Origin of the sequence: Janthinobacterium leeuwenhoeki (assembly GCF_051380795.1) — a bacterium.
Taxonomy (GTDB): domain Bacteria; phylum Pseudomonadota; class Gammaproteobacteria; order Burkholderiales; family Burkholderiaceae_D; genus Janthinobacterium.
In genome coordinates, this window is the sequence record NZ_JBNYXT010000007.1 from 187,590 (window position 1) to 200,474 (window position 12,885).

Below are 12,885 nucleotides of genomic sequence, written 5' to 3' on the forward strand. Positions count from 1 at the left end.
GTAGTAACTTGGGTTGGCAATGGTTAATGAAATGTTAGAAGAGAACTATGAAAAAATTAGATGATATGCCTGAATTGAAAAGTAATAGCAATGATGAACCTATCGTATGGAGCGAGGTCTTTTCTACGCTGTGGAATGGCCGGAAGACATTAGTGGGCGGTACGGCGCTGATCATGATATTGGGCGTGTCGGGCACGATGTATTTCTCCAAATACCGCAGCGATGGATTTTTACAGTTTGGTGGCCCCATCCCATTGCCGGTCAAGATTGAGAAGAATACCACGAGCAAGGAAGCTGCGAATGGAATTTCCTTGGCAGACTATAAACGCTACGCCGCAGCCTACAGCACCGGCGGTAGGTTTAATGATTTTGTAGCGCAAAAAAAGTTGCAGAACGATCCAAGTCTAAGTGAGCTGCGCAAGGCCTTTTTTTCGCGTGATGGAATTGGAAAGATTATTGAACCGGTATATCCGTTCACAAAAATCGATGCCAAAGAATTAATGGAGCCGCCAAAAGATAGCGACAACAATGTGATCGGTTTGCGTATTAATTTTGAGGCGCGTAATCCTGCCGACGCACAGGCAATGGTTGCGTTTCTGGGGCGATATGCAATGGATAGCATCGTTTATTTGATTTATTCGGATGCCTTGCGTTTTAAACATGCTGAGATTACGACACGAATAACTCGTCTGGATAATCAGATTATCGACCTTAAGGAAAAGCTTGTAAGTTACCAGCGTCAAGGCGGAGCGTTGAAGCAGATCGTCAACCATTATCCGGATGCGGCGAACCAAGGTAATAGACAGGTAGTCACTATTACGGAAGAAAATTCTCGTTACTTGTCGCCATTAACTCATCTTATGTCGACAGAATTTGAAGCACTATCGGCGAATGAATCGATTATAAAATTTCAGCGCGAGAAGAAGCAGAACTTGTTGATGCGCGAATATTATGATAAGGCCAAAGTTTTAATCGATAACAACAAATCCGGTGAGACGGTATTGCGTGCGCTGGAGGAGGTCAAAGATGCGGTCTTCAAGGGTAAGGACTTGAATGATGAATTAGTAAAGGAAGTGTATAACCGTATAACTATTGATAATCAAAGTGCAATGAACGTGTACCTTGAGAAAAGCCGTTTCATTGCAGGCCCGAGTTTGCCTGAACATCCGTCGACCCGGCTTTCGACCGCCTTGATGATGAGCTTCCTAGGAGGTGTATTGCTTTCCGGACTGCTTGTGTTGGCGCGTCAATGGGTGACGACCAAATCAAAAAAACCGGCTGCGTAAGCCGGTTGATGGGACAGTCGGATAAATTACTGGTAATTTATCCGGCGTGCTTACCGTAGCAATGCGGGCAAGAAACCTCATACACATATTCCGGCGCCAGCTGCTGGCGCGGCGTGACGACGGCGCGGCAGACGAAACATTGTACGGTTTCCGTCGGTTCCAGTTTCGGGTTCAGCGCCGTGCGGTAGTCGAAGACGAAGCAGTCGCCCGTGTAGTGCTCGCCGCCCACTTCCTCGAAATATTTCAAGATGCCGCCGTCGAGCTGGTACACGCTGTCGTAGCCGATTTCCTTCATGTGGATGGCGGCCTTTTCGCAGCGGATGCCGCCCGTGCAGAAGGTGACGACCGTTTTGCCTTCCAGTTCATCCTTGTGGGCAGCGGCCACGGCAGGGAATTCCGTAAACTTGTCGATACGGTAATCGAGCGTGTTGTTGAACGTACCCACGTCCACTTCAAAGGCGTTGCGCGTTTCCATCATGACCACCGGTTTGCCCGCATCATCGACGCCGGCATCGAGCCAGCGCTTGAGCGTGTGTGCGTCGACGGACGGGGCGCGGCCCAGTTCCGGCTTGATCAGCGGCATGCGCATGGTGATGATTTCTTTTTTCAGCTTGACCAGCATGCGCTTGTGCGATTGCTCGTTCGATAAGCTTTTCTTCCATTCCAGATCGGCCAGACGCTCGTCGCTGCGCACCCAGTTGAGGAAGGCATCGATATGCTCGCGCGTGCCGGACAGGAACATATTGATGCCTTCCGGCGTCAGCAGGATCGTGCCCTTCAGTTCCAGTGCCAGGCATTGCTCCTGATACAAGGGACGCATGGCTTCCGTATCGGCTAGCGTGATGAATTTATACGCGGCGATATTGACAAACGTGGCGGCCAGCGGGCTGACGGCGACGGAAACGGTGGGTGTGGCTGGGGTGATGGCTTGCATGATGGCGATCGGGTTAGACTGAACAGCCGATATTATAAGCCCGACAGGCCAGGCAGGATACCCGGTCCGTACCCGCGACGCGGTAGAATAGACCCCATTGAATTTTGCACGAAACGGTACACAGGATGGAAATGGTAATGCAAGAGGCCGGCGCTCCGGCAGGTTCACAGCAAGCGATGCAGCCCGGTCCTGCCTTCGTCCACTTGCGCGTGCACTCGGAGTACTCGATCGTCGATGGCCTGGTGCGCATCGACGACGTGGTCAAGGCGGCGGCGAAGGACAAGCAGGTGGCGCTGGCCGTCACCGACTTGTCGAACCTGTTTGGCATGGTCAAGTTCTACAAGGAAGCGCGCGGCAAGGGCATCAAGCCCATCGTCGGCGTCGATGTGTGGATCACGAATGACGACAACCGCGAAAAACCGTCGCGTTTGCTGTTGCTGGCGAAGAACCGCATGGGCTATCTGCAACTGTGCGAATTGCTGTCGATGGCCTGGCTGACGAACCAGTACAAGGGCCGCGCCGAACTGCGCATCGAGTGGCTGCAGGCGCTGGCGACGAATACTTATGATTTGTATCCGGGCGAAAGCGCGGCGAATGGCTTGATCGTGCTGTCCGGCGCGCACTTCGGCGATGTCGGTATTGCTATCGAAAATGGCAACCTGGCCCTGGCCGAGCGCAACGCCCAGCGCTGGGCCGAGATTTTCCCTGGCCATTTCTATGTCGAGATCCAGCGCGGCGGCCAGGCCAACCAGGAAGCGCAGGTACGCCACGCGGTGGCGCTGGCGGCCAAGCTGGGTTTGCCCGTGGTGGCCACGCATCCCGTGCAATTCATTTCCCCCGAAGAATTTATTGCCCACGAAGCCAGGACCTGTATCGCCGAAGGCGAAATGCTGGCCAACGCCAAGCGCGTAAAGCGTTTCAATGACAGCCAGCGCTTCCTGTCGCAGGCCGACATGGCGGAATTGTTCGCCGACTTGCCGGCCGCGCTGGCCAATTCCGTGGAAATTGCCAAGCGTTGCAACCTGACCCTGACCCTGGGCAAGCCGCAACTGCCGAACTTCCCCACGCCGGACGGCATGACGATCGACCAGTTCCTCGTCGCCGAATCGCAGGCAGGCCTGGAAAAACGTCTGATCCAGCTGTATCCGGACCCGGAAAAGCGTGAAAAGGAGCGTCCGCGCTACGAGTCGCGCTTGAAGTTCGAGACGGACACGATTTGCAACATGAAATTCCCCGGCTACTTCCTGATCGTGGCCGAGTTTATCCAGTGGGCCAAGGAAAACGGCGTGCCCGTCGGCCCGGGCCGCGGTTCGGGTGCTGGTTCGCTGGTGGCGTATTCGCTGCTCATTACCGACCTCGATCCATTGCAATACAACCTGCTGTTCGAGCGCTTCCTGAATCCCGAACGCGTCTCGATGCCCGACTTCGATATCGACTTTTGCCAGGAAGGGCGTGACCGGGTCATCCAGCACGTCAAGGATTTGTATGGCAAGGAGGCCGTCTCGCAGATCGCCACCTTCGGTACCATGGCGGCCAAGGGCGCGATCCGCGACGTGGGCCGCGTGATGGACTTCGGCTACAATTTTTGCGACGGCATTTCCAAGCTGATTCCGTTCAAACCCGGCAAACCCGTGTCGATTGCCGACGCCATCGAAGAGGAACCGCTGCTCAAGGAGCGTCTGGAAAACGAGGAAGAGGTCAAGCAGCTGCTGGACCTGGCGCAGCAAGTCGAAGGCATCACGCGCAATATCGGCATGCACGCGGGGGGCGTGCTGATCGCCCCGGGCAAGCTGACGGATTTCTGCCCGCTGTACACGCAGGGCGGCGACTCGGGCGTCGTGTCGCAGTACGACAAGGATGACGTGGAAGCCGTCGGCCTCGTCAAGTTCGACTTTTTGGGTCTGACCACGCTGACGATTCTTGACCGCGCCGTGCGCTACATCAAGCAGCTCGATCCGGCGCAGGCGAACTTCGACCTGGCGACCTTGCCGCTGAACGACAAGCCATCGTACGACTTGCTGACCAAGGCCAAGACCGTGGCCGTGTTCCAGCTCGAGTCGCGCGGCATGCAGGGCATGCTGAAAGATGCGCGGCCCGACCGTTTCGAAGACATTATCGCGCTGGTGGCCCTGTACCGTCCCGGCCCGATGGACCTGATTCCGGATTTTTGCAAGCGCAAGCATGGCGAGCGCTTCGATTATCCCGATCCGCGCACGGAATCGATTCTGTCCGAAACCTACGGCATCATGGTGTATCAGGAGCAGGTGATGCAGATGGCGCAGATCGTCGGCGGCTACTCGCTGGGCGGCGCCGACATGCTGCGCCGCGCCATGGGCAAGAAGAAGGCCGAAGAGATGGCCGAGCACCGCGAGATCTTCCGTGCAGGTGCGGCAAAAGATGGCTTGACGGCGGAAAAGGCCGACGAGATCTTCGACTTGATGGAAAAGTTCGCCGGCTACGGTTTCAACAAATCGCACGCCGCCGCCTATGCTCTGCTGTCGTATCACACGGCCTACCTGAAAGCGCACCACACGGCCGCCTTCATGGCCGCCAACTTGTCGCTGGCCATGGACGATACGGACAAGATCAAGATCCTGGTGGAAGACTCGCTGGAAATCTGCAAGCTGACCTTGTTGCCGCCGGATATCAACGAATCGGATTACCGCTTCACGCCAAGCGGCGCGGCGCCTTCCGTGAGCGGCAAGAAAGTCACGCAGATCCGTTACGGCCTGGGCGCCGTGAAGGGTTCCGGCCAGAACGCCATCGAAGCCATCATCGCCGCGCGCGAGGCGGGCGGGCCCTTCACGAGCCTGTTCGACTTCTGCAAGCGCGTGGACAAGAAGCAGATCAACCGCCGCACCATCGAGTCCCTGATCCGCAGCGGCGCCTTCGACTGCCTGAAGGTTGACCGCGCCATCCTGCTCGCTTCCGTGGCGTTCGCCATGGAATGCGCCGACCAGGCCGCCAAGGCGGCGAACCAGGTGAGCCTGTTCGGTGGCGATGACAGCGACATGGTGGCGCCGCCCGAGTACGTCAAAGTACCCGTGTGGAGCGACAAGCAGCGTCTGACGGAAGAAAAGATCGCGTTGGGCTTTTACCTGTCCGGCCATTTGTTCGACTCGTATGCGCCCGAGGCGCGCCGTTTCGCGCGCACGAAGCTGTCTGAATTGTCGCCGTCGCGCGAACCGCGCATGATGGCCGGCGTCATCACGGGCTTGCGCACGCAGATGACGCAGCGCGGCAAGATTCTCATCGTCACGCTCGATGACAAGAGCGGCACGGTGGAAGTGACGGTATACGGTGAATTGTTCGACGCCAACCGGAAAATCTTCAAGGAAGATGAATTCCTGGCCGTCGTCGGCAAGGTGTCGGAAGACCGTTTTTCGGGTGGCTTGCGCATCACCGCCGAGAGCGCCTTCGACATCATCGCTGCGCGCGTGCAGTATGGCCGCCAGTTAGGCCTGACCTTGCCCGCCACCCTGGACGCCAAGCGCATCCGTGACGTGATCCTGCCGCACCGGGCCGAGACGGGCTTGCCGATTGCCGCGCGGGTCAGCCCGCAAGGCGTCAGCTGCGTGCTGCAGTTTGGTGACGAGTGGAAAGTGGCGCCATCGGATGAATTGCAGATGGCGCTGGAGCAAATGCTGGGCGCGCAAGAAGTGGCGGTCGAATACTGACCGGCACCGTCCGGCGCCTACAACAAAGCCAAACCGCAGACATGCTGGTTTGGCTTTTTTCGTTTACATGTCTTTCAGGCCCGTGATCGCATAGCCCTTGGCGGCGATCTGCTGGTGCGGCTGTTCAATATGGTAGTCGGGCAAGGCCTGGGCATCGTCGGCCACTTCGCTGGCGCGTACTTCCAGTTGCCAGTCGGTATTGGTAACTTCTTCCGGAATGAGCTTTCCTTCCGGCACGGCGAGGTAGGAAAAAATGCCGTCGTGCTCGGCCCGGCGGTAGATGTCTACGCGCATGAATGCCTCCTAGTAAACGTTGGGGGAACCGGCGCACCGTAATGCGTACCGATAGCGCTAGCGTAACAGGATTGGGCCGCGCTTGGGTTGAAGCGTGTGCTGCAGCAGGGGCGGCGCTCCGGCGGCAGCGGAAGCGTAGTCTTCGTCGTCCAGGTCGGCCGCTTGGCGTGCCTCGTTGGCGGCGGCCGCAGTGCCTGCCGTGGCGACCTGCAGCGGGCTGCGATGGGCGTCCAGGCCGCTGCGCAGGCTGGCGATCATGGCCAGCGTCAGTTCGTGGCGTTTGCGTGCTTCCGAGCGTTTTTTTGACGGAATGTCTTCCAGTGCCGGCAGGGGCAGGTTTTCGCATGGCAGCTCAAAATCGCCATCCTTGCGTGCCTGGGCGCCTAGTTCTTGCCAAAGGGCATTGTAGTCGGCGAACAAACGGCCCTTTTTTGCGGAGTGATGGACGGCGCGGTTGGCGTTACCTACCAGTACCATGTTGCGGCAGCCATGTTCATGTCCCAGCTGGCGCACCAGGCGTACCATCAGGGCCTTGGGGCGCATGCCATGCAGGTCGCGCGTTGCCTCGCGCACGCGGCGCAAGCCTTCCGCGCCGCGCGGACCCTGGATGCAACCGATGCCCACGCCCATGCTGGCGCGCGCGCGGGAACCGAAAAAGGTAAACGCGACCGAGTAGATCACATCATCGCCATGCGCCAGTTGCAGCACCATCTCGCCTTCGCGGTCCATCGGTTGTAGCGAACACAGCTGCAAGTGGTAGGGCGCGCCGGATTTTCCCGGCACGCAGCCCAGCCGCACGGGCGCGCGCGCCGCCTGCGTCATCAGCTTGCCCCAGCCTTGTTGCAGGATGAAATGATAGTGTTCGACCAGCAAGGCGACACGCTGGCGGCATGACAGGTTCGTGCTCAGGTAATGGCGGTACACCTTGTGCATCATGCGCGGATAGGCTTGCAGCAAGTCCTGGAACACGGGATGGGAATTGAGCAGCTGCAGCCAGATGCGCGTCTGCCGGCGCTGCAGCTGTGCCCGCAATTGCAGCTTGAGCAACTCGCGCACGCGTGACATGCCCGGCTGCATATTGCTCAGGCCCGCATGCAGGGTAATGGCTTGTGTCATCAAAGGGTTCCATGTGTATTGGGAGGAGCCGGGCGCCCGCAGCGCTGTGCGGGGCGTTATCCGCAGCGCGGTGACGTTGCGGGGCAAGGCGCGATGCATGCATGGAAGGCATGACCATAGTCGGAAAACCAGGTCATGTTATCCATGCCATCTCCCTCTGTAAATTGGCGAAACAGCGTACGGGTTCCCCTTATGCCGCCCCGGTATTAATAGCGGTAGGTGACATACACGGCGCCGACCGGCGATGTCTTGCGCTGCACGATGGGGCTCTTGGCCGCGTCGCCCATGCGGTGTTCGACGCCGACCAGGGTATTGATGCCCCAGCGCGCATCGAAACGGTGCTCCCAGTTGACGGTGGCCTGCGCCTCATAGAAACCGCCCTTGGGCGTGTATTGCTTGAACGAGGTATTCGCGGCCTGGGCGGCTGTCACGCCGTACATGGTCTGCACGTACTTGCGCTCGCCCCAGCCCAGCTGGCCGCCGATGCTCACGCTGTCCTGCTGCACGCCCTTGGCATCGGCCCGGCCGTAGATCTGCCCTGTTGCGCCGACATGCACATTCGCGCCATTCTCGCGATTCGACAGGGGAATGTCGCTCGAGAAGCTCAGCGACAGGCCCGGCAATGGCGAATAGCCCGCGCTGAGCAGGGCGCTGGCGTTGCCCTTGACTTCGCCCATACCCTTCAGATAATCGCTGCCGCCGAAACCGTTGACACCCGTGCGCTTGTGGTCTTCTCGCTTGCCGCGGTAGCCCAGCGCGGTGCTGTAGCTGAAGGGCCCGGCCTGGCCGCCATAACCGATACCGCGCGAGGTGCTGATGAACAGGCCATTGGCCATGGCGTAATCGAGGATGATCAGGGGCGAGGCCGATAGCTTGCCGGCGCCGGAATAGCTGGACACGGCGCCGACGCCGCCGCCGATGGTGAAGACATTTTCCGCAACCGGTTTGGCCGCTGCAGCGGCCAGGGGGTTCAAGCTCAGGCCGCAGGCCAGTGCCAGCGAGGTCAACAAGGTTGTAGATGCGTGCATGGAGTTTTCCGTCAGGTGGAGAACCGAGTCCGGAGTGGCTCGATTGACAGCCGACAGTATCTGTCCGTGCCATGAAGGAAAAATGAGTCTTTTATTAAGATTGCATGAAGAACGCTTCTTTACCCATTCTTCAGCTGGCGGTGGTTTAATGCTCAGCATGAAGATACTGCTGATTGAAGACGATATGGACCTGGGCAATGGCGTGCGGATCGCCTTGCGCGACCAGGGTATGCAAGTGGTCTGGGTGCGCAGCCTGGAGGATGCGGCGCGCAGCATCGAGCACGACAGTTGCGAGCTGGTGCTGCTGGACCTGGGCTTGCCCGATGGCGATGGCCTCGATTTGCTGGCCCGGCTGCGCGCGGCGCGCCTGCCGGTGCTGATCCTCAGCGCCCGCGATACGCTGGAACAGCGCTTGCGGGGCCTGGACGGGGGCGCCGACGATTACCTGGTGAAACCGTTTGTGCTGGCCGAGCTGCTATCGCGCGTGCGCGCCCTGGCACGCCGCAGTTATGGCTTCGATGGCGACACCATCGAATTGCGCGGCCTTATGCTGCAAGTGCCCACACGCCGTGTCAGCGTGCATGGCCGGCCGGTGGAACTCACTGCCAGCGAATATGCCCTGCTGAAGACCCTGCTGATGCGCGCCAACCGGGTTATCACGCGCCGCGTGCTGGAAGAACATATCCTGCCCGGCGGGCTGGCCAATGCCAGCAATACCCTGGATGTGCATATGGGCAACCTGCGCCGCAAGATAGGTGAAGGGTATATCCGTACCGTGCGCGGCGTTGGCTACGTCATCGACCAGCAGGGTGAGACATCCACCGCGCCGGGTGCTGGCGCATGATGGGGCGTTTCTGGGCCATGCTGCGCCGGCCTACCCTGGTGCGCCGCCTGATGATGGCGCAAATGCTGATGCTGACCGCGCTGTGGAGCCTGGCCGTGGCGTATGTGCTGTTCGAGGGAACGGGCGAAGCGAGCAATGTGACCCGGGGCGTGCTGCATGCCATTATCAGCGTGGCCGACAACCTGGCCGAGCAGCCGCAGCGCCAGGAGCAAAGCTTGCGCGCCATCGATGAAGCCTTGCGCGAGGAATTTGAAATGGGACAGGTGCCGGAACTGGCGCCGCGCATCCTGGTCTGGCGCGAAGGCAAGCTGGTCTACAAGTCTCCCGCAGCGCCCAGCGGTATCCGCAGTGCCGGCCCCGACCAGATGGAAGTGATCTACATCAAGGGCCAGGCCTGGCGCAGCCGCAGCCTGACCGAGGGGACCACCCGCGTGACGGTGCTGGAGGTGGGTGGCGCCTGGCAGTTTTTCATCACGATCAATTCACACGGCTATTACCTGCTGCCGCTATTGATCAGCCTGCCATTCCTGCTGGTGCCGGCCTGGCTGTCGATCCGCCTTGCCATGCGCCCGTGGCGCAAGGTGGCGCAGGAGGTAGCGGCGCGCGGGCCGCAGGATTTGCGTCCGCTGGCGTTCAAGCCCCCGCATGGCGAACTGGCGGGACTGGTCGACAATATCAATGCCCTGCTGCAGCGGGTCGATGCCAGTGCAGCGCGTGAACGCAGCTTCATCGCCGATGCCACGCATGAGCTGCGCACGCCGCTGGCGGCCATGCGCGTGAATGTCGAAGCCTTGCAGGGGCAGGCGCATGATGCACGCCAGCAAGAACTGCTGGACGGGATATTGAACAGTGGCAACCGTGCCGCGCGCCTGGTGGGTCAGTTGCTGCAGCTGACGCGCAGCGAAGTGCAGGCGGGCGGGGGCGAGTTGCCCCGGCGGCAGGCGCTTGATACCTTGCTGCAAGACCGCCTGGCGGCCCTGTCCGGCCTGGCCCAGGCGGGCGATATCGAACTCGAATTGCAAGCCAGCGTCTCGCTCAGCGTAGCCGGACAGCGCGAGAGCCTGGTCTCGCTGATCGACAACCTGGTGGAAAACGCCATCAAGTACAGCCCGCGCGGCAGCAGCGTGACGGTGTCGCTGCATGCGGAGCGGGGCCAGGCCGTGTTGCATGTGGCCGATCAGGGGCCGGGCATTGCGCCGGCCCTGTATGCGCGCGTATTCGACCGCTTTTTCCGTGCGCCGCAGCAAGCGCAGCCGGGCAGCGGCCTGGGCTTGTCCATCGTCGCTTCCGTCGTGCGCCAGCATGGCGGCACGATTCAGTTGCACAGAGGTAATGGCGGCCTGGGCTTGCTGGTGGAGGTGCGCTTGCCGCTGGCCGAGGCCTGACTGCGCTGACGTGCCTTGCGATATTGCATGAAGATTATTGCATGTGCTCATAACGCAAGATGGCATGGCGTGGCGCACGCTTGCGATGCATAATGCGGGACAGTTAAAAAAACACCGTTATGCGCCCATTTCTGTCCCGCTACCTGCCGTATCCCGCCTTTGTCGGGCTGTATCTGCTGTTTGACTGGGCCACGTATATCGACCCGATGTACGGGCTGAACATCACTCCCTGGAATCCCGATCCCGCGCTGGGTCTGGTATTTTGGCTGATCCACGGCCGCAAGGCGGCGCTGCCGTGGTTTATCGCCTTGCTGGCTGGCGAGGTGCTGGTGCGCGGCATGCCGGCATGCCTGCCTTTGACCTTGCTCTGTTCGGCGTGGCTGGTGCTCGGCTATGGCGGTATCGGCGCAGTCCTGCGCCGCAGTTTCAGCAGTAGCGACATCTTCGACAACCGGCGCCGCCTGAGCGCCTGGGTCGCCATCGTGCTGCTTGGCACCGTGCTCAATGCGCTCGGCTATATTTCCTTGCTGTCGCTGACGGGACGCATCCCGGCCGGCGAATGGGGGACGGCGGTCTGGCGCTTCGGCATCGGCGACATGGTCGGCATGCTGGTGTCGATGCCGCTGATCTGGGTATTGTTCAGCGAGCGCGGGCGTGAGCGCCTGCATGCCGCCGTCTGGCGCTGGGAAACCCTGGCCTATCTGGCCCTGGCGAGTTTTGTGCTGTGGAGCCTCTTCGGTTCCATTGTGCGTTCCGAATACAAGCATTTCTACTTCCTGTTTCTTCCCGTGATCTGGGCCGCCTCGCGCCAGGGCTTGCATGGCGCCGTGCTGGCTGTGTTTGTATTGCAACTGTGCATCATCACCCTGGTGAAATGGACGCATGCGGTCGATATCCAGTTTTATGAATTGCAACTGCTCGATGCCGTACTGGCGCTGGTGGGTTTTTTTATCGGCATCGTCGTCGATGAAATGCGGCAAGTGGCCGACGAACTGAAACACACGCTGCGCCTGGCGGCCGCCGGCGAGATGGCGGCCGCCCTGGCGCATGAGCTGAACCAGCCGCTGACGGCCTTGTCGACCTATGGCAAGGCATGCGAATACTTGCTGGAACGGGGCGAGACCGGCGCTTTGCTGCAGGGCGCAGTGGGACATATGATCGTCGAATCGGGGCGCGCCGCAGATGTGGTGCGCCGCCTGCGCGACTTTTTCCGCACGGGCGCGATGCAGCTCGAAGCGGTGCAGGCGAGCGCCCTGATCGAGGGCATGGCACGCCAGTTCACGCCGCTGTTCCATGAGCATGGCATTGAGCTGGTGCTGGCGCCGCCGTCGCCGCTGGCCGTCAACGCGGACCGTCTGCAAATCGAGCTGGTGCTGCGTAATTTATTGGCCAATGCGCAGGATGCGGTGATGGGCCAGCCGCGCGGCCGGCGCCGCATCACGGTCTCTGCCGAGCGGCGCGAAGGCGGGCGGCTGCGCCTGTCCGTGGAAGATAGCGGCCCCGGCATTTCCAATAGCCTGGCGGCACGCCTGTTCGAGCCGTTCGTCTCGAGTAAGGCCAGCGGCCTGGGTCTGGGGCTGGTGCTCAGCCGCAGCATCGTCGAAGCGCATGGCGGCCAGCTATGGGCCGAAGTGGGCAAGCATGGCATTTTTCGTTTTGTCCTGCCCCTGGCGTGCGCCAGTGCGGCCGCTAGAGGAGAGTATGGTGACAAGTAATTTGACGGTGTTTATCGTCGACGACGATCCCGCCGTGCGCGATGCGCTGGGTTTGCTGTTGGGCATACGCGGCTACCGCACGGCCCTGTTTTCCTGCGGCGAGGATTTCCTGCACAGCTGGCGGCCCGAGTGGGCCGGCTGCCTGCTCATCGATATCCGCATGTCGGGCATGGATGGCCTGAGCCTGCAGCGACGCTTGCTGGAGCTTAAATGCATGCTGCCCATCATCATTATCACGGGACATGGCGACGTCGCCCTGGCACGCCAGGCCTTCAAGGCGCAGGCCAGCGATTTCCTGGAAAAACCGTTTGACCACGACAAGTTGCTGGCAGCCATCGATGAAGCGTTTTCGCACGAGGCGCATGCGCGCGGCCAATTGCTGCGCCAGGTGGAGGGGCAAGCCTTGCTGCGCGCCTTGACGCCGCGCGAGCGGGAAGTGATGCATCTGGTGGTGACGGGCCAGCACAACCGCGATATCGCCCCGGCACTGGGCATTTCCGTGCGTACGGTGGAAGTGCACAAGGCGCGCCTGATGGACAAGCTGGGTGTCGACAATGTGGCTGACCTGGTGCGCATTAGCATGCTGGGCACCGGTTAACCACTGCA

The 12,885-nt window shown here is 60.4% G+C and carries 10 protein-coding genes; 6 read left to right on the forward strand and 4 right to left on the reverse strand.

The window, feature by feature from the left end:
- Window positions 1-47 precede the first annotated feature (47 nt).
- Entirely contained in the window at window positions 48-1,286 is a 1,239-nt protein-coding gene (locus ACQ4WS_RS09135; RefSeq protein ID WP_436475551.1) for a lipopolysaccharide biosynthesis protein, read from the forward strand.
- A gap of 37 nt (window positions 1,287-1,323) precedes the next feature.
- Here the strand turns inward: ACQ4WS_RS09135 and ACQ4WS_RS09140 are convergent, their stop codons facing one another.
- Entirely contained in the window at window positions 1,324-2,220 is an 897-nt protein-coding gene (locus ACQ4WS_RS09140) for a sulfurtransferase (RefSeq protein WP_436475552.1), read from the reverse strand.
- 137 nt (window positions 2,221-2,357) lie between these two features.
- Here ACQ4WS_RS09140 and dnaE point away from each other — a divergent pair, with 137 nt between their 5' ends.
- Window positions 2,358-5,897, forward strand: coding sequence for a DNA polymerase III subunit alpha (gene dnaE / locus ACQ4WS_RS09145; RefSeq protein WP_436475554.1), 3,540 nt, complete (start codon window positions 2,358-2,360; stop codon window positions 5,895-5,897).
- Between the two features lie 63 nt (window positions 5,898-5,960).
- Here dnaE and ACQ4WS_RS09150 read toward each other — a convergent pair whose 3' ends face one another.
- From ACQ4WS_RS09150 to ACQ4WS_RS09160, 3 genes are all read right to left on the reverse strand, one after another.
- Window positions 5,961-6,191 (reverse strand): DUF6139 family protein, encoded by a 231-nt coding sequence (locus ACQ4WS_RS09150; RefSeq protein ID WP_436475555.1) that lies wholly within the window; start codon window positions 6,189-6,191, stop codon window positions 5,961-5,963.
- A gap of 57 nt (window positions 6,192-6,248) precedes the next feature.
- The gene (locus ACQ4WS_RS09155; RefSeq protein ID WP_436475557.1) at window positions 6,249-7,307 is read right to left on the reverse strand and encodes a VirK/YbjX family protein; all 1,059 of its coding nucleotides are present in this window, start codon (window positions 7,305-7,307) and stop codon (window positions 6,249-6,251) included.
- Window positions 7,308-7,513: 206 nt separating this feature from the next.
- Complete coding sequence (locus ACQ4WS_RS09160) at window positions 7,514-8,335, reverse strand: MipA/OmpV family protein (protein ID WP_436475559.1); 822 nt, start codon at window positions 8,333-8,335, stop codon at window positions 7,514-7,516.
- Between the two features lie 157 nt (window positions 8,336-8,492).
- Here ACQ4WS_RS09160 and ACQ4WS_RS09165 point away from each other — a divergent pair, with 157 nt between their 5' ends.
- The 4 genes from ACQ4WS_RS09165 (at window position 8,493) to ACQ4WS_RS09180 (ending at window position 12,877) form a co-directional block, all read left to right on the forward strand.
- Entirely contained in the window at window positions 8,493-9,179 is a 687-nt protein-coding gene (locus ACQ4WS_RS09165; RefSeq protein WP_436475561.1) for a response regulator, read from the forward strand.
- Window positions 9,176-10,564, forward strand: coding sequence for an ATP-binding protein (locus ACQ4WS_RS09170; RefSeq protein WP_436475563.1), 1,389 nt, complete (start codon window positions 9,176-9,178; stop codon window positions 10,562-10,564). Before ACQ4WS_RS09165 ends, ACQ4WS_RS09170 begins: the two co-directional genes overlap by 4 nt.
- A gap of 119 nt (window positions 10,565-10,683) precedes the next feature.
- On the forward strand, window positions 10,684-12,279 hold the full coding sequence (locus ACQ4WS_RS09175) for an ATP-binding protein (RefSeq protein ID WP_436475565.1): 1,596 nt from the start codon (window positions 10,684-10,686) through the stop codon (window positions 12,277-12,279).
- Entirely contained in the window at window positions 12,266-12,877 is a 612-nt protein-coding gene (locus ACQ4WS_RS09180; RefSeq protein ID WP_436475567.1) for a response regulator transcription factor, read from the forward strand. The genes ACQ4WS_RS09175 and ACQ4WS_RS09180 overlap by 14 nt, the downstream gene beginning before the upstream one ends.
- Window positions 12,878-12,885: the final 8 nt, after the last annotated feature.